We start from the raw sequence: 24,719 nt of genomic DNA, 5'->3' as shown, positions 1-24,719 counted from the left end.
TTCTATTACATTTTTATTGTAATTCTTTCAAATACCAATGTACTTTGGTTAAATTTTAACTGGATAATGTCTTGAAAGTCCCATTTAATGGCGATTATCACATTTAAAATCTATTCTTTCCTCGTAAGGGACAATAAAATCGAGGCCTTCACAACCAAATGAAAACCACTCAAAACCAAATACTACTGGTGGTAAATCTTTGAATAATTGTCCTGCCCATTGGAATTTTTCATTTTTATAATCATGGTAATTATTCAACCCAACTAATGACATACCTTCACCTTGGTACATGCGCCTTTTAAAAAGCGTGTTACCTAATTTATCAACAACTACAAGTTCTCTTTCAAAAATTTTATAAATATCCCTTTGTTTTGGCTCTTTTTCATCTACATAATCCTGAACATAAAAAGTCAAATTATTCGCATTGGCCATGTAACTTTTTAGATACTTTGGGACATTTCCATAATTTCTATTTGATAATTTATCTGGTCCTGTATCCGGATAATTTGCATTTGGAATTAACCGCCAATCAAGTGGTGTAAGTCGTTCTAGTGCAAAAGGATTATCTTTTGTTATAGAAACCAATAAATCATAATCTGAACGAAACCTTGGCAATAATTCTTGCGGTAATTCGAATCCAATTCGATAATCTCTCGTATCATAAGGAGGCGAACGATCGGATCTATAAGAATCTAATATCGCCGTTGCTTCCATAGATAAAATTGGATAGGAGTATAGTTGATTGTCTGTGTAATCATAAATCCAGAAATACGCATCTTCTCCAATCCCTGCCATTTTCATAAACAATTTACGTTCTTTGTCGGTTAATGTATATTTTTTTTGAGTTAGATTGGCAGGCAATATTTCTTTGTCAGCATCGAGCGGTAAAGTTTCTGATAACGATACGTGAAAAAATACCCTACCAGGGTCGATATCTTCGATTATCAGCATATGATATATATCGACATCTTTTATGACCTTTAAATTCGATCTGGAAGTTTCAGATTTATTCGACTTGGTGTTGGTGCTGCAATTGCTGAGTAATAACAATGCGATAAAACTCATCAGTAATAAATATAACTGCTTTTTCATTTTATTTCCTATGCACTTTTTTATAAGACAACGTTAGGCTACTGGTTGTCTGGTTCACTGTTTTAGCACACTTTGTGTACCTTCCTATTACCTTTATTGTTATTGTAATTCTTTCAAATACCAATGTACTTTGGTTAAATTACAACCAGACAATGTCTTGAACGTTCCATTTAATGGCGATTATCACCTTTGGTGTTATTCCGTCATTGTAAGGGAAATAAAATCGAAGTCTTCACAGCTAAATACGAACTATTCAAAGCAAAATACCACTAAAGGTAAATCTTTGAATAGTTGCTCTCTCCAATGGTATTTTTAATTTAATTTTCTTTACTCTGTGCTTTTAACCATGCAATTTCTTGCGCCCAAATATCCGGGTCGATAGTTTCGAGAATCAGCGGGATTTCATCAATTCTTGGATCTTGCATAATATATTTAAAAGCCGTTTCACCAATGTTTCCTTTTCCTAAACTATTATGGCGGTCAACATGGCTGGCAAGTTCACTTTTGGCATCGTTTAAATGCATGCCTCGTAAATATTTAAAACCAACAATTTTTTCAAATTCGGCGAAGGTTTCTTGACAAGCTTTTTCAGTACGTAAATCATAACCAGCTGCAAAGGCGTGACAGGTATCGATACAGACACCGACGCGACTTTTATCTTCTACCTGATCAATAATTTGAGCCAAATGTTCAAATTTATAACCTAAATTAGAGCCTTGACCTGCGGTATTTTCTATCACTGCAACGACATTGCTAGTTTTATCTAAAGTCATGTTAATGGATTGAGCAATACGGCTGAGGCATTCATCAACTGATATCTGCTTTAAGTGGCTACCCGGATGAAAATTAAGCAAGGTTAATCCGAGTTGCTCACAGCGCTGCATTTCATCTAAAAAGGCGGTGCGTGATTTTTCAAGTTGTTCACTATCCGGATGACCTAAATTAATAAGGTAACTATCATGTGGCAATATTTGTTTGCTGGTGAAACCATATTTTTCACAGCGCTTTTTAAAGCTATCAATCATGCTGGTTTCGAGCGGCTTAGCATGCCATTGACGTTGATTTTTGGTAAATAGCGCAAATGCAGTCGCGCCGATTTGATAAGCATTAATTGGGGCGTTATCGACCCCACCAGAAGCGCTGACATGCGCACCGACATATTTCATATTTGTGAATCCTGATAATGGTGTTAAAAAAAAGGGAACTTATAATTAGTTTGAACCACTATTACGTTGCAACTGATCACGCAAATTAGGCGGTACACCTTTTATGACTAATGAGTCGGTTTGCGGATCCCATTTAACACGTTCACCCAATAGGTCGGAATCAAAGCTTAATGTTAATCCCCCACCACTTCCTGAAAATTTTTTAAGTTGTCGCAATGCACTACGATCAACCGGAAACGTTTCTTCCAAATCGTAATCACTGTTTTTAACAAATTCCATAAAATTGTTATCGCCATTAGTTGGTAATTCATTAGCAAGATTTTTAAGCTCAATTTCTTCACCGGCTTGCAACTGAGCTTGGCAATAATTGTAAACATTTTCACGTGCGTGAACTTTGTCTTGTTTATCAAATTGCATTTCCTGACAATAATCATCAACCGCTTTCACCAGCGTTTTATTTTGTGCTTTAGCATCTAACCCTTCGCTGGCACCTAAATAATCCATAAAAAAGTCAGATACTTTACGCCCAACTCGCCCTTTTAAGAAGGTTAAATAACGTTTAGAGTCAGCTTCCGTTTCCCATTCTGTTATATCGATTCGAGCGATAATGTCAGCATGATCAATATCTAAGTATTGAGTTTCAGTAATATCTAATTGTTCATTAACCAACATGCTAAAGCAACTATTGAGCACAGCAATAATTAAATAATCGACAGCAAGATAACGATAATGACAAAAGACCACCGTTCCGCCTTCAGCAAATGGGTATTTGGCAAGTTCATTACGTAACTGCTTAGTCGATTCTTGGCTAAAATTTAAAAAATCTTGATTCCCTAAGCGGAGTTCTTTAAGAGATTGTTCAAATAAACTTTCGCTATTAAATAGACCATAAGCTTTGCTTTTGTTGTTGTAAATACGATTGATATCTTCGATGAGATTGACCACCGCTTGCTGATTGCTCAGCAATGAATCACGTAATTGTAATTCAATTTCAGTATCACTTTTTCTGATTAATTTATGTAAAATAACTTGTTCTATTTGCACACTCATTGAAAGGATTCCTATTTGGATCGAAGTATTAAATTATGCTATATTCTAACAAAGCTCTATAAAAGTTCTATCAACAATTTGTAACTCTGTTAGACTAACGCATCATTAGTATCTATTTTATACTCAAACGTATACAATTTCTGAAACTTCTTTACAACGTCTAATAGTGGGAAAAAATAATATGGCTCACTCTCAAGATATCTATCAAGATTTTAAGAATAAAAAAATCAGCTTACTCTTTTGGCAATATGCGTTACCGGCAATCATCGGTACTATTGTTAATACGCTTTATAATATTATTGACGGCATCTTTATTGGTCACTGGATTGGTCGAGAAGCGCTCAGCGCAGCAGGATTAATTTTACCGGTAATGAATTTAGCTGCAGGAATTGGTATGCTAGTAGGTATTGGTTCAGCAAGCCGGATTTCGATATTTTTAGGTCGTGGTGAAAACGATAATGCCGAGAAAGTTGCCGGTACCTCCTTTATGCTTACCGCAGTGTTGAGCGGTATAACGCTGTCACTGTTGCTCTATTTTGTTGATCCTGTTTTAAGGTTTGTTGGCTCAAGTCCGGTCAATCATACCTATGCAAAAGAATTTTTAGAGATCTTCTTACCCGGCAGCATATTTACCACACTGACTTTCAACTACAACAATATGATGCGAGCAAGTGGCTATCCATTTAAAGCCATGGTAACCATGTTTGTGAGTGTAATAGCCAATATTATCTTAGCCCCGATTTTTATTATTGGACTGGGTTGGGGAATGCGAGGAGCAGCACTGGCAACAACATTGTCAATGTTGATAAGCTTTATATTTGTTATGCAGCATTTTTTAAGTAAAAACAGTAATATAAAATTATACCGTCGCAATTTCACGCTTAATTTACAATATGTAAAAGCCATACTATCTATCGGTATGTCGCCTTTTGCTATGCAAGTTGCCGCATCAATTGTAGTGGTATTTATTAACTGGCAACTTAATCATTATGCATCTTCAGCACATCAATCCGGCGATGATGCCATTGCCGCTTATTCAAATGCCAACCGGCTTATTACATTAATCATCATGATCGTAATCGGCATTAATCAAGGTATGCAACCAATTATTGGTTACAACTATGGCTCTAAAAATTATATTCGAGTTAAGCAAACTTTTATCTATGCAGTTAAGGTCGCAACCGCAGTAACCACATTCGGTTTTCTATTAGGATTTTTTATCCCGGATATTTTAGTCCGGGCCTTCAGTTCCGAAAAAGATTTAGTCGATCTATCAGCACTTGCGTTACGTTATACTACTTTAGCCTTTGCATTTGTTGGCTTTCAAATGGTAACTACTAGCTTTTTCCAATGTATTGGTATGGCAAAAATATCGATTCTTTTAAGCCTTTCAAGGCAAATTTTAATCTTGCTCCCTGCCTTATATATTTTGCCACTATTTTTTGGTTTTGATGGCGTTTGGGCTGCATCACCAACCGCAGATCTGCTTTCAACCGGAACAGCTTATCTTGTACTGTTTTGGTATTTCAGATCAATTAAAAATCGACAATGTTTAAATGACTAATCATTGATTAAATTCAGAGATAGTGAAAACGGCGCAGATTTGCGCCGTTTTTTATAAGACTATAGCAATTAATCTCTATGCTAACAATATTGACATGTTCGCCCCGTGGATAGATTAAAACAAGATATCCTCTACTTTTATTACAAAAGTAAAAGATTGAAAAAAATATTAAAAATTTAATTTGTTTTCTTCACCATATCAGGCAGATCACAAGCCATTACGATCTTACCGTCCAAAGATACAGTTTCCTTCGCCATATCAAGCATACAACAAGCCATTGCGATCTTACCGTCTAAAGATACGGTTTTCTTCGCCATATCAAGCATACAACAAGCCATTGCGATCTTACCGTCCAAAGATACGGTTTTCTTCGCCATATCAGGCATACAACAAGCCATTGCGATCTTACCGTCTAAAGATACGGTTTTCTTCGCTATATCAAGCATACAACAAGCCATTGCGATCTTACCGTCCAAAGATACGGTTTTCTTCGCTATATCAAGCATACAACAAGCCATTGCGATCTTACCGTCCAAAGATACGGTTTTCTTCGCCATATCAAGCAGACAACAAGCCATTGCGATCTTACCGTCTAAAGATACGATTTTCTTCGCCATATCAAGCATACAACAAGTCATTGCGATCTTACCGTCCAAAGATACGGTTTTCTTCACCATATTAGGCAGACAACAAGCCATTGCGATCTTACCGTCTAAAGATACGGTTTTCTTTACCATATCAGGCAGACAACAAGCCATTGCGATCTTACCGTCTAAAGATACGGTTTTCTTTACCATATCAGGCAGACAACAACAGGGAGCGATGTCCCTGTTGTTCTATTTTTGCAAATTAATATAAATTTCGTTTTTGAGTTTGGAAAATTTCATCAGTCTTTGCATCAATATAGTTATTATTTACTAGAATTGAGTCAGAATCTGTTACCGCTTCATATTCTTTCTTATTTTTTTTCAGCTTGATTTTTAGAATACTCAATAGGTTTCTTTCATGACAGTTTGGACATTGGCAGTAAATGTAATTCAATCCTGTTATTTCTTCGGATGTTGGTTCGGACTGCTGAACTAATTCATTTAAATTTTTATAAAAAACAACCTGAGACAATACGTCGGCATAATGGCCTGACTGGCAAGTATTAATATTAGTCACTAACGAATCGTCACTTGCTGAATAAAAATTAAATTTAGAATACCATTTTTGACAGTCCTCACAAAAACAATCATCCATATTTAGTGTAACCGCAGCTGGCCATAAAAACACAATCAACTCAACTAAATAGACAATGCCAAGCAAGATACCTGATATTTCTAAACCAGATTTTGAACTACCTTTAGTAATAGTTATGACACGATTAGGAATAATATCACTGATAATAATGTCAAATACAGTTACAGGAGAAAGGAAAAAATCTAACCAATATTCATAATCCATATCGAAGATCAACAGTTCAAAAGTGACCGTCGCAGAATAGTAAGCAAATAAACAAATGATAAGCGCCATTAAAAAACTGACAAGCTCATTTCTTACTTTTGCCAACTTTGTTAAATTACTGGTAATCGTTGTTAATACCCAAGCCATCCCGACAGCCAAGCCGATATCGAGCAGAATTAGCGGGGAAAAACTTGAGATAATTGAATATAAAACACCCAGAAAAATGGCAATGAAAATACCAACTACAGTAAACAAAATGGTTGGAATTAATTGAAATTTTTTCGATAATTGGTATTGACTGTTTGAAAGGTTCATTATTCTATTCCTTACTTATTTCTAAAACATTTAAAAAGTTGAAGCAAAATACAAAAAACGACTACTTGTAAACATCTGTCAGCGTTAAAATTGTCAATTAATTATTATTTTCATTAGACAATGATAGATATTGATTATAAAAAGGTCTGTTATTCTAGACAGGCTAAGTTAAAAGTAAAGATAAATAAACAAAAAATTGTAAAGATCTGAATTGGTAAGGTATTTCAACTCAATTTAAAGATGATTGACGAAATTACAAAATAACATTTAGATAGGTCAGGACAAATAACACGCTAGACGCTCTCACTTTGAGGGATGAAGGTATTGGAGAAAAGAGTCAAATCGGCAGGGAAAACTAACGAAAAATAGCTACAGAGACATAAATACATGCAATAACTCTATGCAATAACTACTGGGCAAACAAAATACAATACCTGTTGTGCCCAAGTTAACATAAAAGCGAGAAGATCACATAAGTTTGATAATTGATGACTTGTATCTGCAATAATTAAACTTACTCAATATTTTGTACTTGCTCTCTAATTTGTTCTATCAACACTTTTAGTTCAATTGCACTAGCAGTCACTTGCGCATTAATTGATTTTGAGGCAATGGTATTGGACTCACGGTTAAATTCTTGCATCATAAAATCCAATCGACGCCCGACAGCTTCGTTTTTCTTCAAGATTGAATAGGTTTCTTTAACATGTGTCATTAGACGGTCTAGCTCTTCAGCTACATCAATTCGCTGAGCTAACAGGACTATCTCTTGTTCTAATCGAGAACTATCAAGGTCAATATTTACTTCTTCTAACTTACTTTTTAACCGATCTTTTTGCCATTGAAGTATTTGAGGCATGAAAAGACGAATTTTCTCGACTTCGGCGCTTATCCCTTCTAATCGTTGAGTGATGAGTTGACTTAACGCTTGTCCTTCACGTTCCCGAACAGCAATAAACTCATCTAATACCGTTTCTAATAACGCTAAAATTTCTTGTGAGATTGTATCTAAATTTTGCTCTTTAGCGGAGAGAACGCCAGGCCAACGTAAAACATCAATCGGATTGACTTCGCCGGATTGATGCTGTGCGGCAATCCAATCAGCGGCATTTAATATTTGCTCAGCTAGCTCTTTATTTAAGGATAATTGTTGATGTTGAGTAGCTGGGTCTAACTCGAATCGTAAACTACATTCGACTTTACCTCGTGTTAATCGGTTTCGTAAACGTTCACGAATCAGCGGTTCAAGTGAACGAAACTGTTCTGGTAATCGAATATAAGTCTCTAAATAGCGTTGATTGACCGAGCGCAGTTCCCAAGAAGCATTTCCCCATGATTGGTTTAACTCTTTTCTTGCATAAGCGGTCATACTTGAAATCATGATTGTGTCCTAATTTTAGCAAAATGTTGCTGGGCATTGTATCACAAATTCTGTATAATGTGCCCTTAGCTTAGGCTAAACATCAACGCTATCTGGTTGGTGTCCTCCTAAATGAATAATCAAGACATTTTTTTAAACTGCTGGAGAATTGCATGCGCCCGTCTGGTCGAACTGCGGAACAAGTCCGCCCTATCAAAATTACCCGTCATTATACTAAGCATGCAGAAGGATCTGTATTAGTTGAGTTTGGTGAAACAAAAGTACTTTGTAATGCAACAGTTGATGAAACTGTACCGCGCTTTTTAAAAGGTCAAAATCAAGGTTGGGTAACCGCCGAATATGGTATGTTACCACGAGCGACTAATTCAAGAACGCAACGTGAAGCCGCTAAAGGTAAACAAACTGGTCGAACAATGGAAATTCAACGTCTTATTGCCCGTTCATTGCGAGCGATGATCGACCTTAAAGTACTGGGTGAATACACAATCACTTTAGATTGCGACGTTATCCAAGCTGACGGTGGTACTCGAACTGCATCGATTACCGGCGCCTGTGTAGCACTCAATGATGCTATTAACACCATGTTAGCCAATGGTCAAATCAAACAAAACCCGATTAAATCTTTAGTTGCTGCTGTTTCTGTCGGCATTGTAGAAGGTGAAGCGATATGTGATTTGGAATATATTGAAGATTCTAATGCGCAAACTGATATGAATGTCGTTATGACAGACGATGGCCGCATAATTGAGATTCAAGGAACAGCAGAAGGTGAGCCATTTAGCCATGATGAGTTATTAAAATTATTAGACTTAGCCAAAAATGGCATAGCAACTATTATAAAAGCTCAAAAACAGGCCTTAAAAGATTAATTGGAGATAATCGATGAAATCATATAAAAGTGAATTTATTGAATTTGCTTTGGATCGGCAAGCATTAAAATTTGGCGAATTCACCTTAAAATCAGGTAGAAAAAGCCCCTATTTTTTTAATGCTGGATTATTCAATACCGGTAAAGATTTAGCGTTGTTAGGCCGTTTTTATGCTGCGGCATTGATGGATGCCAACTTAAAATACGATGTTATTTTTGGACCTGCCTACAAAGGCATACCAATTGTTTCATCAACGGTTGTTGCTTTATCAGAACACCATAATGTAGATGTTCCTTATTGCTTCAACCGCAAAGAAGCTAAAGACCATGGCGAAGGCGGTAACTTGGTTGGTAGTTCAATCTATAAGCAACGTGTTATGCTTGTTGACGATGTAATTACAGCCGGTACAGCGATTCGTGAATCAATGCGCATTTTAGAAGATAATCAATCGAAACTAGCGGGTGTCCTGATTTGTTTAGATCGTCAGGAAAAGGGACGAGGTGATTTATCTGCCATTCAAGAAATTAAACAAACCTATCATTGTGATGTCATTTCCATTATCACTCTAGATGATCTTATTCAATATCTCTACAAAGATCCAACAAGACAAGGTCAAGTAAATCAAGTCGAAGCTTACCGTACCGAGTATGGAATCAAATAAAATCAACCCCGTATAACTTAACTATTGTTAGTAACAAAAGCATCGTAAGATGCTTTTGCCAATTTATTGTTTTAACCCCCCAATTTATTGTCAATTTTATCACTCCGAAGTTTTTACATCTTTTTACAACTTTATACATTTTTAAGACATATTTGATTTTTTTTGAATTACAATCTCTTTCATACAATAAAACGTATACTTGTTAAAATCTTAAACAAGATACTGACCAGTAATACAACAAAAAAACATAAGGCGATAAGAAAACAATGATAAATATAATAAAAACAAAAAAAACAGGGATTTTGTTAGCGATGTTCCTGAACTTAGGGGCTGCTTCGGCAGTCCATTCCTTTCCAAATTCTAACAACTTAAATGTTACTGATGCCTATCTTGAGCTTGAAAAATCTAAATACGGAAATGGCTTAGTTCCAGTCGGAACAATTGATGTCAGACATGTAGAAATTATCAGATTGAAACCGGATGTTGTAAACTTTAGCGTAACAGTCAATAGCGAAGGGTTAACACTTACCGAAGCATCAGAAATTAATGATAAGAAAATAAAAGAATTTAAAGATTATTTAATTAAATTAGGGTTGTCAGATAAAAGTTTAACTTCTGTGGGGTATGACAACCAAGAGAAAGAGGAAATAGTATATAAAAAAGTTGCAGGGATAGAGCGGCAATATAAAGCACGCTATTCGATATTTATATCGATTGAAGATAATGATAGTTTTATGAAAGTAAAGGAAGTATTAGGTCAACATAATATTTATGAACTGGTAGGCGAGTCTCAAACTCCAAACTCTGATTCGTATAATTTTATCATCAATGCAATAGCCAATAGTGAAAAAGAAGCCGATAAAAAAGCAAGGGATATTTATTATGCCATTGTTGAAAAATTAAATAAGTTGAACTTAGATACTACTTCAATTGCCGCTACTGATGTTAGCGCCTATAGCCCCGACGGATTAAAAGAAAAACATCAAACGATCACTCACCGTTTAGCGATTAGCACAGATAAAATTGATGAAATAGGTAAAATTATCGGTAAAGCTCAAGAATTGGATATCATCGTTAACAATGATGCCCGTTACGACGTTTCAACAAAAGCTAAGCAAAAAGCAATTGAAGATGTTGAACCATTATTACTCCAGAAGTTGGAAGATAAAGCAACCTCATTTTTATCGAAAAAATATATTTTAGGTGCACCTACCCGAATTGATATCACAGACTTAGCTATCGTTGAAAAATTAAACAATAATTACTCCTTCGAGGATAGAGGTTCTATACGTATGGGTATTGGTATGGATAGATACCTAAAAAAAGGCGTCGATATTTCGATTCAATCGGAGCAGAAAATGCAGTTAATCATAACCGGTACTTTTGAAATGCTTAAGCAGAAAGTTAATGAGTAATATTATGTTTAGATCCAGATTGATTTATATCTTTGTTCCACATGTTTTACTTGACAATAATTAGTAATTTAATCTCCTTAATTAGTGGTTGTGATAGTTGTTTGTAATAGTTAGTTGTGATAGTTAGTTAAGATAGTTCGCTACTAATTAAGGAGAAATTTTTTATCCGCTCGATTTTCCCTTACGACTTTATCTTACTTAGAATGACTTTGTACATAAAATTTTGCATTATCGTAGTGATAAATAATTTTTGAAAAATCAAATGGCTCACCCGCTGAAGTATAAAAAATTTCTTCAACGCAAAGTGCAGGATCGCCAGCTTGTAAACCTAAGTATTGTGCGATTTCATCATTAAGCTTAATTGCCTTAAAATATTTATCAGAAAAACCAATATTAATTTTATAAATATCTTGAACATAGCTAAAAATTGAGTGTTCGGCAATTTCTTTATTAAGGTAGGGTACGAGCTTTTTGCGATAATATGATTGCTCAAAACCATACACTTTGCCATCAACATAACGCAAACGTTTTATATAATAAACTTGCTCAGTATCATCACACTGTAAGGTCTCTTTCACTTTAGCATTCGGCTGCATTAAATCGACATTAAAGACTTGTGATGTGCCAGGTAGATCATTTAAATCAACACTAAAACCATGACTCTCTAGAAAATTAAGAAACCCCTGCTTTTTAGGTTGTCGTACGAAGATGCCACTACCTTGTATTTGATAGATAACACCATGCCGCTCTAATCGATTAAGTGCCTTAATAATAGTTGTTCGACTGACTTGATATTGAGCAATTAACCCTTCAATATTGGGTAATTGAGTGTCTTTTGGCAATTTTTGCCGATAGATTTCTTGTTTAATCTTTTCGGCAACATCTTGATATTTTAGCATTTATTTCTCTTTATTGTTTTTATAAATAAATAGCTCTCATTGTAACTTGTTTTAAGTAATTAGTAAGCAGTTTAGGTTAAAAATCAGATCTAGATCACAAACAATATAATTGGTCATTAACAATTTTAAAATTAGGTTTAAGATAAGCTCATTAATTAGTCTAAGGAGCTTAATCGATGTCATCAAAAATAAGAGATTATAATAAACTTGCGGTCGATATTTTAAACGAGCTGGGTGGTGAAAATAATATTGTCACCGTTGCTCGTTGCACTACTCGTTTGCGTATAGTAACTGAGAAAACACCGCCTGAGGCAAAAGACAATATTGCCAATATGCCCGGTGTGATCACCGTAGTTGAAAAAGGAGGACAAATACAAATTGTTATTGGAACAAATGTAGAAAAAGTTTATAACGCCTTTATTCAACTTATCAACACCGATAATAAAGTCACCAATGAAAGCCAAGCCAGCGTACTTAATCGCATCATTGCTACCATGTCAGCGGTATTTGCACCATTTGTGTATGTTTTGGCCGCTGCCGGTATATTGCAAGGGATCCTGATTTTAATTAAATTAGCATACCCGGCGTTTGAGACAACCGGTACTTGTCAAGTTTTAAACTTTATATCATGGGCTCCTTTTGCCTTTTTACCAATCTTTATTGCCATAACCGCTTCTCAACATTTCCGCTGTAATATTTATATTGCCGTTGCTTGTTGTGCGGCGCTGCTATCACCAACATGGGCTGAATTAGCCACACTAATCAAATCCGGACAAGAAATTGATTTATTCGGTATTGCATTATCTGAAACCACTTATACTTCTACTGTCCTACCTCCACTTTTTTTAGTTTGGTTATTGTCTTATTTAGAAAGAGCTTTAGAGCCTCGCTTACATAGCATCATTAAACCACTATTAATGCCACTAATCTGTTTAGTTGTTATGGTACCTCTTACACTACTAGCAATTGGTCCAATTACCGCCGGTGCAGCGCACTATATTGCCAGCGGTTATAACTGGGTGGTTAATTTAGCGCCTTCGATTGCCGGTGGTCTTATTGGTGCTGTATGGCAAGTATTTGTTATTTTTGGTGTGCATTGGGGGATTACGCCAGTTATCATCGAAAACATTAATCAATATGGTCAAGACTCATTCCAAGCGTTCCAAACTATTGCCGTTATTGGTCAAGTGGGCGCGGCATTAGGTTTTTATCTAAAAACCAGAAGCAAAGACATGAAAGGCGTGTCACTTTCAGCATTTGTTACCGGTTTGTTTGGCATAACAGAACCAGCGATTTATGGGGTAAACTTACGCTTTAAACGTCCATTTATTTACGGTTGTTTATGTGGTGCGTTAGGTGGAATTGTTGCTGGCTTCTTCTCACCATATTACTATACTTACGCCGCTTTACCGGGACCGTTAACAATTGTGAATGCGATTAATCCGGAACATACCGGATCCTTCACTGGCGTCCTATTGGGATCAGCTATCGCCTTGTTTGGTCCTGTATTATTAATGCAATTTTTAGGCACCAATGAAACCGAAAAAGGTAGTGCCAATAACATTGAAAATGATAATCCTAAAGTAATATTAGATGAAGTTGAAATTCAAAGCCCTATGACTGGCAGTGCTTTACCACTTTCTGAAGTACCCGATCCAGCTTTTGCTCAAAAATTAATGGGTGAAGGTATTGCTATTGAGCCAACTGACAACAATGTTTACGCACCAGATAATGGTATTGTCACCGCTGTATTTGAAAGCTCTAAACATGCTATCGGGTTAACACTGGATAATGGTGTAGAATTGCTGATTCATGTTGGAATTGATACGGTTAATTTAACCAATAATGAATTTAGCTACCATGTAGCATTAAACCAAAGAGTCAATAAAGGGGATTTACTTATCAGCTTCGATCCTGACAAAATAAAACAAGCAGGCTATCCACTGATTACGCCGATTATTATCGTCAATACCGATCAATATCAACAGATCACATTAACGGAAAATAAACCGGTTACCCCTGAAGATATCGTATTTATAATTAAGCAATAAGAAGGAACAACAAATATGAAGCAAAAACCATTTTTATGGGGCGGTGCATTAGCCGCTCATCAATTCGAAGGTGGCTGGAACGAAGGCGGGAAAGGTCCTAGCGTTGTTGATGTTATGACCGCTGGTGCTCATGGTGTGCCAAGACAAATTACCCAAGATATTCAAGCAGACAAATTTTATCCAAATCATACTGCTATCGATTTTTATCATAATTATAAAGATGATATTAAGTTGTTTGCCGAATTAGGCTTAAAATGTTTACGTACTTCAATTGCTTGGACACGTATTTTCCCTAAAGGAGATGAGTTAACGCCGAATGAAGAAGGCCTTCGTTTTTACGATAATGTGTTTGATGAACTCATTGCTAACGGAATTGAACCGGTGATAACACTTTCTCATTTTGAGATGCCATTACACATTGCCCGCCATTATGGTGGTTTCCGTAATCGTAAAACGGTAGAATTTTTTGAACGATTTGCGATTGCTTGTTTTGAACGATACAAAAATAAAGTTAAATACTGGATGACATTCAATGAGATCAATAACCAAATGGATACCAGTAATCCGATCTTCTTTTGGACTAATTCCGGGGTACAAGTCAAACCGGGTGAAAATCCACAAGAAGTCCTTTATCAAGTCGCACACTATGAGCTATTAGCTAGTGCGAAAGCGGTAATCGCCGGTAAAAAAATTAATCCGGATTTCCAAATTGGTTGTATGATTTCTCATGTGCCTATTTACCCATATTCTTGTAATCCTGAGGATATGATGGCATCGGAAATCGCTATGCATCAACGCTTCTTCTTCCCTGATGTGCATGTACGTGGTTATTATCCGGCTTATGCGCTTAAAGAGTTTGAACGTGAGGGGTATAAACTTGATATCACAGCCGACGATTTGGCACTGTTAAAACAAGGTACCGTCGATTACATTGGTTTTAGTTACTATATGTCGACAGTAGTTAAAGCGGATGTGAAAAACGACAATCGCGATAACATCGTCAATGGCGCATTACCAAATGCGGTTGAAAATCCTTATATTAAAAGTAGTGATTGGGGTTGGCCGATTGACCCTGAGGGATTACGTTATACCTTAAATCGCTTATATGATCGCTATCAGCTACCGTTATTTATTGTCGAAAATGGTTTTGGTGCCATTGACGAATTAGAAAATGGTAACCAAATTCATGATAAACCAAGAATTGAATACTTAGGCGCACATATTAAGGCGATGTTAAAAGCGATTGATTATGATGGCGTTGATATTATGGGTTATACCGCATGGGGGATTATCGATGTTGTGTCGTTTACCACCGGTGAAATGAAAAAACGGTATGGCGTCATCTATGTTGACCGTGATAACGAAGGAAACGGTAGCATGAAACGTTATAAAAAAGATTCATTTGAATGGTATAAACACGTCATTAGCACTAATGGTCAATGCTTAAAGTAAGCTTTTAGGCTATCGCTCAATTTAAAATAAAGGGGAGCGGTTTGATTAAACACTCCCCTACTTTTATTGTTAACCATTAATTGTGCTTCTATTTAGACTTGATAATTTTGCTTAAGCAAAAATCAAAAATTAAAAATCAATTGTTTATCCAGTTGTGGATCGATAAGCGTGACATGAAAACCGATAAGGCGCACACCCCGATCTTGTCTGCGCTCATGCCAAACTTTATAAGCCTGTTCAATCAAATCCTGTTTATCGAGTTTCGACCACACATGCTCTTGAGTAGTCAGCTGAAAATCATCAAACTTGAATTTCACCCCTTGTCTGGCTATTGATAAATCAGAACGTACTTTGCTTAATCTTTTTTCAAGTTCATCAAACAAAGGATCAAACTGCATAAGGCACTCTTCCCAACTATGAATATCGTTAACCAACGTACGCTCAACCCCAACTGATTTTCGTTGCCGATCATTACACACTTCTCGTTCATCAATACCTTGACAGCGTTCATATAAGATTCGACCAAATTTACCAAATTGATTAAGCAGTTTGTTTAAATCATAATTGAGCACATCTTTACAGGTATAAAGTCCTAGCTCAGTCAATTTCTTTTCAGTCACTTTGCCGACACCAGGAATTTTTTTCAACGGTAATTGCTGAATAAAATTATTTACGGCATCGGGTGTAATCACATATTGCCCGTTAGGTTTATTCATGTCAGATGCAATTTTGGCTAAGAATTTCAGCGGAGCCACTCCCGCTGATGCGGTAAGTTCAAGCTCATTGTAAATCGTTTGACGAATATCTTGCGCAATTAAGGTCGCCGACCCTTGGCATAACTTACAATCGGTAACATCTAAATAGGCCTCATCGAGCGATAGTGTTTCAATAGCTTTGGTATAACGCTGGAAAATTTGATGAATTTGATTTGATACCTCTTTATAAACAGCGTGCCTGCCCGGTATCACCTTAAGATTAGGGCATAACTTAACCGCTTGTGCCATTGACATAGCACTATGAATACCAAATTGCCGAGCCTGATAATTTGCGGTGGCAACTACGCCACGTTTACGCGGATCACCCCCTACCGCAATTGGCATATTACGGTAACGGGGATTATCTCGCATTTCAACGGCGGCATAAAAACAATCCATGTCGACATGAATAATTTTTCGCATAATGGCTTTTTAACTAGATCGGTAATATAACTGTATAAATATACAATATCATACCTTAAAAACTTGTGCAAACCGCTAAAAAATTACTTAAGCAACTTATCGAAATCAATGAGTCCATTTTTATCATACGGATCGCCAATCCAGCGGATCGATTGATGAAAATTAGGGTTCACTATACTTTTTTCCGGCTGGTATGAATCATAACTCAAACCGGCTAAATCAGACCATGTGTGAATCAAATCTTGAGTACTAAATTTACGCCCTACATAGGCTTGATAATTATTAGGATGACTTGCTCGCCACTTAGGCGACTGCCAAAGCATAAATGGTACCGTATACATTGTTTGGGTTGGTGCTTTTTCATTGCGCCCTAACACATCATGTGGCGGTGATTGGTAAACATCTTCCCCATGATCAGAAAAATACAACATAAAACCGTTTTCTTGACTATTTTTAAACAAGTTAAAAAGTGTGGTTGTGACATAATCGTTATATCTGATCGCATTATCATAACTGTTATAATAGTCTAACTTATCATCATCAATCTTAAATGCTATTTTGTCTTTATCTTTAAAGTGATTCCACTGTTCATCTTTAGGATAACGCAAGGAATATTTCATATGGGTACCAAGCAAGTGTATAACAATAAATTTCTTCTGCGCCGGATCGTTTAACACTTCTCTAAAGGGTTCGAAAACGGATGAGTCATATTGTCTTGAACTTTGATTACGATCGTTATTCATATAAAACTGTTCATCGGCCTGCTTAGAAAACATAGTTAGCATTGTATTGCGTTTGGTCATAGTTTGCTGGTTAGTTATCCAAAAAGTTTTATAACCAGCCTGTTTCATTAAATGTATTAACGACGGTTTTTTCAAATAGAGATCCGGATGCTGTTCATCAGCAAAGGTTAAAGCTTGTTGCAATATCTCAATGGTATAAGGTCTTGATGATACCACGTCATTGAAAACCAAAAATTCCGGATTCTCTTTTTTAAATTGCTCTATTTGTGGTGTTGTCGGCCTGTCATAACCGTAAATGCCCATACGTTGACGAGACGTTGACTCACCAATGACCAGCACCAATGTTCTTGGTGTATCACCATTAGCATCTTTTAAATTTTCAAAAGCAGGCAGCGTTTGCAAATGATTCAAAATATTTTCCATATTAGTTAATTGCGAACGATAGGCTAAATAGCTATTTAAAAGTTGCCATGGCACGGTTGTTTCCATGCGAGACATTAAGTGCGCTGTCGCTTTTTCAAATGAAGTCTTTTTAACTGCCATACTAATAAATAACGGCATTAAAGCATAAGTGATAATTAACAGCGAGCAGATCCACTTGGTCGAATTTTTAACATAAATCGGTTTTACTTTTCGCCAAAGATAAATACCGATTAAAATATAAATCACTAATACTGCTAATAACTTAAAGCTAAAATATTGTTGAATAAATTCATGAGATTCATTGTAGTTTGATTCAGCCATAACAAAAAAGACACTTTGTGAAAACTCTTGACGATAAATCACAAAGTAACCAATGGAGATAAGCGACAAAGCGCCAATAATCAGTCCATAAACGGCGGCAATTTTCCGGGTATGATTTGGAAACAGCAGAACTGGTATCAGCCAAATTAAACTATAAATTATCGCATCACGTAACCCAATTAAATTCGAATGACCCGATAACACAATATAGAGTTGTAACGCACAGGAAAAGTAACAAAAAAATAGAATAACAAAAATAAGTGCAGACCAGCTAAATTTTTGGTTGTCTTTTAACTTTTGCATGAATATCTAACAATATTAAATAATAGGTGATAACACTTTATCTAGCCTAAATTAATAAAACCTTAAAGGCGCAATGGGCGCAATTTATGCAGCAGTCTTTGCTAAACAAATAAGTTAACAGGCGGGGATCAATAATGGAATTGACTGAAAAAAGCCAAACTTTCTAGTTAACGAGTCGATGCAGTAGGATTTTGATAACAACCACTAAACCATTTGTTCCTTTAATTAAAAATCTCAGTCAAACTGGCAATATTCATCTATTTAAAATTTGCTATTAGCACTATTGGCCAATGCCACCAATTTAGCCAATCTTTAAGCCTAATATTTTAGCTATATGCTGATTTTCAGAAAGTTTCAACTTTTCGGGATGATCATTAAAGATAATTTGCCCATTATCAACAACCAAACAGCGTGAAAAATAGCTTAGGGATTCATCCAGATAATGTGACACCATCATCAAAGTCAGACCATATTGATTACAGATCTGATCTATCAGCGCTAACATCTCAAATCGCAGCGCTTGATCTAACGCCGAAAAAGGCTCATCTAATAGTAAAATAGGACGATGTTGAATCAAACATCGGGCAAGCGCCACACGTTGTGACTGACCACCGGAAAGCTGTTCAGGAAAACGTCCGGCAAACCCTTTAAGCCCAATTTGCTCGAGTATATGACCTATCAACGACTGCTCATTAGCACTCAATTTTAAAGAGGGTTTGATGCCTAATGCAATATTCTGTTCAATGGTTAAATGGCTAAATAAATTATTATGCTGAAATAGCATAGATGTCGGACGTTCGCTCGGTGGCAAATGGGTAACATTTTGTTGATTAAGAATGATATCTCCACATTGAGGATAAACAAAGCCGGCAATAAGATTTAATAGCGTACTTTTACCTGCGCCACTAGGACCAACGACAATCACCCGCTCTTTAGCGGCGATGTTGAAGTCAAAATAGGTTTTGAAATCATCGTGCTGATAACTGATTTGGTTAAGTTCGATCATCATCTATCACAACCAATATACTTAAAGATAAGATTAATAGAAAAGCAGCAGTAACCATACTATCATGATAATAATAATATGATATTTGCTCGTATAAATAATAAGGTAATGTGATCACCGATTGCCCACCAAACAACGCAATCACACCAAAATCGCCCAACGATAAAATCATTGAAAATGCAAAACTCATCATAATCAATTTTTTTAATGCTTTAAATTCGATTAAATAAAAATGCTTTAAACCGGTAATATTGAGCGATTGGCTAAGCTGCCAGTAACGCAAAGTAACATCATACATGGGTGCGGCAAGATTTTTAAGCACAAAAGGTAATGCCATAAGCCCATTACAAAGCATAACCAACAGACAAATAAACAGCGTATTTTCGGCGTAACGAAATAGCAGTAAAAAAAGCCCCGATGCTAAAACCATACTGGGAATAACCAAAATTAACGAGCCGATCATCATTAAATAATTACTCAATTTTGTCTGCTGGAAAACAAGTAAACGGCTATTCGTCCAAAGTAGCGACAAGCCTAACAACATAGCAATCATCGCTGAGCCTAAAGCAATCAAAATGGAGTACATTAACGCTGATAGAAAAGATTGATTAATCGCAGATAAGCGAAAATAATAAATCCCTTCAACCAGTACCGTCAGCATCGGAAGGAAAATAAATAGCACACCTACCCAAATGATGATTCTACATAAAAAACCTAAATAACCCGGTATGGCGAGTTGATAATCGGCTTTAACAAATTTTATGCTAAGTTTCTTTTGTTGATTCAATTTTTGCATCAACAAAATAAAAGTTATACAGCACACAATCTGCAACGCTGAAAGCACAACCGCTTGCATAATGTCAAAATCACGGATAGATTGATAGATTGCCACTTCAATTGTGGTAAACTTTGGTCCCCCACCCAGCGCAAGCACAACGGCAAAACTGGAAAAACAAAGCATAAAAATTAATGCTGCCATAGGTAAGATTTGCCGGCGCAACAAAGGCCATTCAATCAGTTTAACAAAGGCAAAATGAGAAAAATTAAGCTGCGCTGCTAACTGTTTATGTTCGACCGGCACACTTATTAACGTTCGATAAAATAAACAGCAGGCATAGGGAAAATTCAAAAAAACATGCGCCAATAAAATACCCTGTAACCCATAAATCGACAGCGAATAAGGTAAATTAAGAGACTGAAAAAAAACCGATATTAGACCCTGCTTGCCATATACCGACAATAGTCCGGTAACAACCACTAGTGTTGGTAAAATAAAGGTGATCGGCATCAGCTTTAATAGCAGTGCTTTGCCTTTAAAATCAACCATTGATAAAGCTTTCGCCATTAATAATGCAAAGCCGATAGATAAAACAGTCGATAACAGTGATTGATAAAACGTTATTGCTAGAATATGTAATAAATAACTATCAAAATAGACAGTTAAATTATCAGACTCTATGGCAAAGCGAACTAGTGCAAAAAGCGCCGTTGCTAATACCATAAAAATAAAACTAGCGGCGCCAATACCTGCCATTAGCGGTTTTATTTTAAACATCAAATTAACCGTTTTATTTGATCACCGCTGATTGCCATTCACGAATCCACGCTTTTTGATGCTTGCTAACTTGTTCTGCATCAAATTCCAGCGGCTTGTCTATCGGTTTAATTTGATCAAAAGCCGGAGGTAAATCAGTTTTGATAATTGGATACATAACATTTTTTTCAGCAAATAAACGCTGCACTTGAGGTGTTAATAGATATTTTAAAAATTGGCGAGCCAATGGAACTTCTTGGCTATATTTGATAATACCGGCTACCTCAACTTGACGATAATGTCCTTCATCAAAAATGGCCGCTACATAGCGATAATCGTTATCATTTAAAATATGCGCAACCGGTGAAGTGTTATAACTCAACACAAAATCAGCTTCGCCTTTCAAAAACATATTGTAAGACTCGCTCCAACCTTTGGTTACTGTAACGGTATTTTTCGCTATTTTTTGCCACGCTATGGCGGCATCATCACCATAAACTTTCTTCATCCAAAAAAGCAATCCTAAACCGGGTGTACTGGTTCTGGGATCTTGATAAATAATTTTCCAATTTGGCTTGTTATCAACTAATTGATGTAAAGATTGAGGTGGATGTTTAATTTTCTCTTTATTATAAATAAAGGCAAAATAACCATAATCATAAGGCATAAAATCTTCATTCCACCAATCGGTATTTAAGTTATCCGGTTTCTCAATTTGATGAGGTATAATGATATCGGTAAGTTTAGCTTGTTCTATCAGATTGTTATCTAACCCCAAAATTACATCAGCATTGGTTTTATCACCTTCAAGCCGAATACGATTTAGAATCGATACACCGTCTCCCAATGTTATCACATCAAGTTGACAGTCACACTGCGCCTCAAAACCTTTTTTGATCGCTTCACCAGGACCCCACTGTGACATAAAAGAGTTATAACTATAGACGGTTAAAGTTGGCTGCTCAGCAAAGACAGCGCCGGCAAAGCACAATAAAGGAAAAACAATAGACAATAACAGATTGTGACGAAACATTTTGCCTCCAAAATAGTAAGTAAAAGACAAAAGGTTTGAGCAGATATTATAACTCAAATCCCTCCGCTGGCATGATCCAGTTCAGGTTCGACGGGTTATGTTAGCAAGTTAACATTCTCAGCCCAACTCGGCACCCCGTTGAGAACGATATTAGTTTAGAGGCTCAAGGTTTAATTGTAAATAGTTACCCTTCACTGTTGCCATTCAAATTTCTCTGCCATTTTGGAAGAGACTAATTTAAATTGCCCTTGATTAATCTGATATACCTGTTCTTTATAAAATTCCGGCTTAGGATCTATATATTCATAGTCCTCATCATAATAGTAAGTCACAAACTGTTTTAGGTTTATTGTTAAATCTTCATTGACAGAAAATTGATTAAAACTACTAACATCTTCATAGCGATATTGACTATCTAAAAGCAAAGCATCAATCAATTTACCTTGTTCATCGTAACTATTTAGTTGAATATTTAACATCTGGGTATCAGCTTCACCATAACCATTGTAAATTATCACTTTATAGAGATAATTATCCTGAACAAAGCCACCTACTACGTAATAGCGGATATCTTGTGTAAATCGATCATATCCAAAAGACTCATTTTTAATCGGAAAATTGATTTCTTGCTCATTCAAGAGTTGAGTGAGTTTTGAATACTTGTCCAAAAAGATAGCGTAACCATCATTATCTTTTTTATAGTATTTTATAAATTGTGAAGAAGTTATGGGGAGTTTTAGGTTTGGCACAGTGTCGGGGGCTTGAGCAAAGACTAAAGCAGAAAAAAATAAAAATATATTGACAATTACACTCCATTTAACAAATTTTTGGAACATTTATCACTCTCTTTATTTATGCAATTTATTTTGAACATAAAGTAATCTATGTCACGCTAATTTACAATAATTTTATCTTATACAAACACGCTGTATTTACTTGTCCTTAACTAATCCCACAGTGACAATTTATCAATTTACCAGTATTATATTGGGCATTTTATTACAATCAATTAGGTTTAGTGTGAATATTCAACAATTATTAATGCAACGCATTTCACAAGCAATGATTATGGCAGGCGCCGATAAAAACAGCGACGCGCTAATCAAACAATCTGCTAAAGTACAATTTGGTGATTATCAAGCTAATGGCATTATGTCTGCCGCTAAAAAGTTAGGCATGCCACCAAGAGAGCTTGCTGAAAAAGTATTGCAACATCTTGATATCAACGATATCGCTGATAAAGTTGAGATTGCCGGCCCTGGCTTTATTAATATCTTTTTAAAAAATAGCTGGATTGCGCAACAAAATGAAATTGCTTTAAGTAGTGATAAATTGAATATTACTTTACCGGCTAAACCACAAACGATAGTTGTTGACTATTCAGCACCGAATGTCGCCAAAGAGATGCATGTAGGACATTTACGTTCAACGATTATTGGTGATGCCACTGTCAGAGTATTAAGTTTTCTAGGTCATAATGTTATACGAGCCAACCATGTCGGTGATTGGGGCACGCAATTCGGTATGCTTATTGCTTACCTTGAAAAGATGCAAAATGAGCATGCCAATGATATGGATTTGTCAGATTTAGAATCATTTTATCGTGCCGCTAAAAAACACTATGACGAAGACCAAGCATTTGCTGAAAAAGCCCGTAATTACGTGGTTAAATTACAAGGTGGTGATGAGTATTGCCGAGAAATGTGGCGAAAACTTGTTGATATCACTATGACACAAAATATAGCAACCTATAAACGTCTTAATGTCACACTATCATTAGAAGATACCATGGGGGAAAGCATCTATAACAGCATGCTACCGGGTATTGTGGCTGATTTAAGACATAAAAAACTGGCGGTTGAAAGTGACGGGGCAATCGTTGTCTTTTTAGATGAATATAAAAACAAAGAAGGCGAGCCAATGGGTGTCATCATCCAAAAACGTGATGGCGGCTACCTGTATGCGACAACCGATATTGCTTGTGTCAAATACCGTTACGAAACATTGCATGCTGACCGTATACTCTATTATACCGATTCACGTCAACACCAACACCTTGAACAAGTTTGGGCAATTGTACACAAAGCCAAATATGTTCCGGAATCACTAAAACTTGAACATCATATGTTTGGTATGATGTTAGGTAAAGACGGAAAACCATTTAAAACTCGTTCGGGCGATACTGTTAAATTAAATGATCTGCTTGATGAAGCGACAGAACGTGCAACCGTTTTAATTCGCAGTAAAAATCCACAGTTGACCGAACAAGAGCTGGCGCAAGTGGTTGATGCTGTTGCTATCGGTGCGGTTAAATATGCCGATCTATCAAAAAACCGCACAACCGATTATGTATTTGATTGGGACAATATGCTGTCGTTTGAAGGCAACACCGCACCCTATTTACAATATGCTTACACTCGTGTACTATCAATCTTCAGAAAATCAAACATTAATGAAGATAGCTTAACCGGTACTATCAGTCTTGAAACGGATAAAGAGCGTGCATTAGCTACGCGCTTAATCCAATTCGATGAAACGATATCAACCGTTGCTAATGAAGGCACACCACATGTGCTGTGTGCTTATTTGTACGATATTGCTACACTATTTTCTAGTTTTTATGAACACTGCCCAATCTTATCTGCTGAAAATGAAAGTCTAAAAACCAGCCGTTTAAAACTGGCTTCATTAACAGCAAAAACCCTTAAAACGGGACTTGATATGTTAGGCATTAAAACCGTTGAAAAAATGTAATACTCCTTACCACCGATATAATATCGGTGGTAATTGATCCCTATTCCTTGAGTAACAATTAGA

20 protein-coding genes and 1 riboswitch are annotated in these 24,719 nt (G+C 36.2%); of the genes, 7 read left to right on the top strand and 13 right to left on the bottom strand.

What is annotated here, in order from left to right; translation table 11 throughout:
* Nucleotides 1–84: 84 nt before the first annotated feature.
* The 3 genes from GYM74_RS04805 to yejK all read right to left on the bottom strand — a co-directional run bounded on the left by GYM74_RS04805 (nucleotide 85) and on the right by yejK (nucleotide 3,308).
* The gene (locus GYM74_RS04805; protein WP_220219355.1) at nucleotides 85–1,092 is read right to left on the bottom strand and encodes a hypothetical protein; all 1,008 of its coding nucleotides are present in this window, start codon (nucleotides 1,090–1,092) and stop codon (nucleotides 85–87) included.
* Between the two features lie 317 nt (nucleotides 1,093–1,409).
* A complete protein-coding gene (gene nfo, locus GYM74_RS04800) occupies nucleotides 1,410–2,258 on the bottom strand; it encodes a deoxyribonuclease IV (RefSeq protein ID WP_220219354.1) in 849 nt (282 codons plus the stop codon).
* A 45-nt stretch (nucleotides 2,259–2,303) separates the two neighbouring features.
* On the bottom strand, nucleotides 2,304–3,308 hold the full coding sequence (gene yejK, locus GYM74_RS04795; protein WP_220219353.1) for a nucleoid-associated protein YejK: 1,005 nt from the start codon (nucleotides 3,306–3,308) through the stop codon (nucleotides 2,304–2,306).
* A 181-nt stretch (nucleotides 3,309–3,489) separates the two neighbouring features.
* Between yejK and GYM74_RS04790 the strand changes: the two genes are divergently transcribed.
* Nucleotides 3,490–4,872: an MATE family efflux transporter gene (locus GYM74_RS04790; RefSeq protein ID WP_220219352.1), complete on the top strand. Its 1,383-nt coding sequence runs from the start codon at nucleotides 3,490–3,492 to the stop codon at nucleotides 4,870–4,872.
* 176 nt (nucleotides 4,873–5,048) lie between these two features.
* Here the strand turns inward: GYM74_RS04790 and GYM74_RS04785 are convergent, their stop codons facing one another.
* The 3 genes from GYM74_RS04785 to GYM74_RS04775 all read right to left on the bottom strand — a co-directional run bounded on the left by GYM74_RS04785 (nucleotide 5,049) and on the right by GYM74_RS04775 (nucleotide 8,014).
* Complete coding sequence (locus tag GYM74_RS04785; RefSeq protein WP_220219351.1) at nucleotides 5,049–5,669, bottom strand: hypothetical protein; 621 nt, start codon at nucleotides 5,667–5,669, stop codon at nucleotides 5,049–5,051.
* Between the two features lie 52 nt (nucleotides 5,670–5,721).
* A complete protein-coding gene (locus GYM74_RS04780) occupies nucleotides 5,722–6,633 on the bottom strand; it encodes a hypothetical protein (protein ID WP_220219350.1) in 912 nt (303 codons plus the stop codon).
* Nucleotides 6,634–7,147: 514 nt separating this feature from the next.
* Nucleotides 7,148–8,014: a YicC/YloC family endoribonuclease gene (locus tag GYM74_RS04775; protein WP_220219349.1), complete on the bottom strand. Its 867-nt coding sequence runs from the start codon at nucleotides 8,012–8,014 to the stop codon at nucleotides 7,148–7,150.
* A 152-nt stretch (nucleotides 8,015–8,166) separates the two neighbouring features.
* Here GYM74_RS04775 and rph point away from each other — a divergent pair, with 152 nt between their 5' ends.
* The 3 genes from rph (at nucleotide 8,167) to GYM74_RS04760 (ending at nucleotide 10,959) form a co-directional block, all read left to right on the top strand.
* A complete protein-coding gene (rph, locus tag GYM74_RS04770; RefSeq protein WP_220219348.1) occupies nucleotides 8,167–8,883 on the top strand; it encodes a ribonuclease PH in 717 nt (238 codons plus the stop codon).
* 13 nt (nucleotides 8,884–8,896) lie between these two features.
* A complete protein-coding gene (gene pyrE / locus GYM74_RS04765; RefSeq protein ID WP_220219347.1) occupies nucleotides 8,897–9,544 on the top strand; it encodes an orotate phosphoribosyltransferase in 648 nt (215 codons plus the stop codon).
* Nucleotides 9,545–9,810: 266 nt separating this feature from the next.
* Nucleotides 9,811–10,959 (top strand): SIMPL domain-containing protein, encoded by a 1,149-nt coding sequence (locus GYM74_RS04760; protein WP_220219346.1) that lies wholly within the window; start codon nucleotides 9,811–9,813, stop codon nucleotides 10,957–10,959.
* A 194-nt stretch (nucleotides 10,960–11,153) separates the two neighbouring features.
* Here GYM74_RS04760 and GYM74_RS04755 read toward each other — a convergent pair whose 3' ends face one another.
* The gene (locus GYM74_RS04755; RefSeq protein WP_220219345.1) at nucleotides 11,154–11,858 is read right to left on the bottom strand and encodes a GntR family transcriptional regulator; all 705 of its coding nucleotides are present in this window, start codon (nucleotides 11,856–11,858) and stop codon (nucleotides 11,154–11,156) included.
* 176 nt (nucleotides 11,859–12,034) lie between these two features.
* Between GYM74_RS04755 and GYM74_RS04750 the strand changes: the two genes are divergently transcribed.
* Together GYM74_RS04750 and GYM74_RS04745 are read left to right on the top strand one after the other, a co-directional pair.
* The gene (locus GYM74_RS04750) at nucleotides 12,035–13,909 is read left to right on the top strand and encodes a glucose PTS transporter subunit IIA (protein WP_220219344.1); all 1,875 of its coding nucleotides are present in this window, start codon (nucleotides 12,035–12,037) and stop codon (nucleotides 13,907–13,909) included.
* Between the two features lie 15 nt (nucleotides 13,910–13,924).
* The gene (locus tag GYM74_RS04745) at nucleotides 13,925–15,361 is read left to right on the top strand and encodes a 6-phospho-beta-glucosidase (RefSeq protein WP_220219343.1); all 1,437 of its coding nucleotides are present in this window, start codon (nucleotides 13,925–13,927) and stop codon (nucleotides 15,359–15,361) included.
* A gap of 122 nt (nucleotides 15,362–15,483) precedes the next feature.
* Here GYM74_RS04745 and dinB read toward each other — a convergent pair whose 3' ends face one another.
* The 6 genes from dinB to GYM74_RS04715 all read right to left on the bottom strand — a co-directional run bounded on the left by dinB (nucleotide 15,484) and on the right by GYM74_RS04715 (nucleotide 22,738).
* On the bottom strand, nucleotides 15,484–16,539 hold the full coding sequence (dinB, locus tag GYM74_RS04740; RefSeq protein ID WP_220219342.1) for a DNA polymerase IV: 1,056 nt from the start codon (nucleotides 16,537–16,539) through the stop codon (nucleotides 15,484–15,486).
* An 83-nt stretch (nucleotides 16,540–16,622) separates the two neighbouring features.
* A complete protein-coding gene (gene cptA, locus GYM74_RS04735) occupies nucleotides 16,623–18,329 on the bottom strand; it encodes a phosphoethanolamine transferase CptA (RefSeq protein WP_220219341.1) in 1,707 nt (568 codons plus the stop codon).
* Nucleotides 18,330–18,630: 301 nt separating this feature from the next.
* Complete coding sequence (gene thiQ / locus GYM74_RS04730; protein ID WP_366518748.1) at nucleotides 18,631–19,335, bottom strand: thiamine ABC transporter ATP-binding protein ThiQ; 705 nt, start codon at nucleotides 19,333–19,335, stop codon at nucleotides 18,631–18,633.
* A complete protein-coding gene (gene thiP, locus GYM74_RS04725; protein ID WP_220219339.1) occupies nucleotides 19,322–20,890 on the bottom strand; it encodes a thiamine/thiamine pyrophosphate ABC transporter permease in 1,569 nt (522 codons plus the stop codon). The genes thiQ and thiP overlap by 14 nt, the downstream gene beginning before the upstream one ends.
* 13 nt (nucleotides 20,891–20,903) lie before the next feature.
* Nucleotides 20,904–21,902 carry a thiamine ABC transporter substrate binding subunit gene (thiB, locus tag GYM74_RS04720; protein ID WP_220219338.1) on the bottom strand — a complete coding sequence of 333 codons (999 nt, stop codon included), beginning with the start codon at nucleotides 21,900–21,902 and terminating at the stop codon, nucleotides 20,904–20,906.
* Nucleotides 21,903–21,942: 40 nt separating this feature from the next.
* Nucleotides 21,943–22,050, bottom strand: a riboswitch (TPP riboswitch).
* A 43-nt stretch (nucleotides 22,051–22,093) separates the two neighbouring features.
* Complete coding sequence (locus GYM74_RS04715) at nucleotides 22,094–22,738, bottom strand: hypothetical protein (protein WP_220219337.1); 645 nt, start codon at nucleotides 22,736–22,738, stop codon at nucleotides 22,094–22,096.
* 184 nt (nucleotides 22,739–22,922) lie between these two features.
* Here GYM74_RS04715 and argS point away from each other — a divergent pair, with 184 nt between their 5' ends.
* Complete coding sequence (gene argS, locus GYM74_RS04710; RefSeq protein WP_220219336.1) at nucleotides 22,923–24,656, top strand: arginine--tRNA ligase; 1,734 nt, start codon at nucleotides 22,923–22,925, stop codon at nucleotides 24,654–24,656.
* The last annotated feature ends 63 nt before the right edge of the window (nucleotides 24,657–24,719 follow it).

It is taken from the genome of Gilliamella sp. ESL0405, from assembly GCF_019469205.1.
Taxonomy (GTDB): Bacteria; Pseudomonadota; Gammaproteobacteria; order Enterobacterales; family Orbaceae; genus Gilliamella.
Note: the sequence above shows the minus strand (reverse complement) of the source record. Positions and strands in the feature narration are given on the sequence as shown.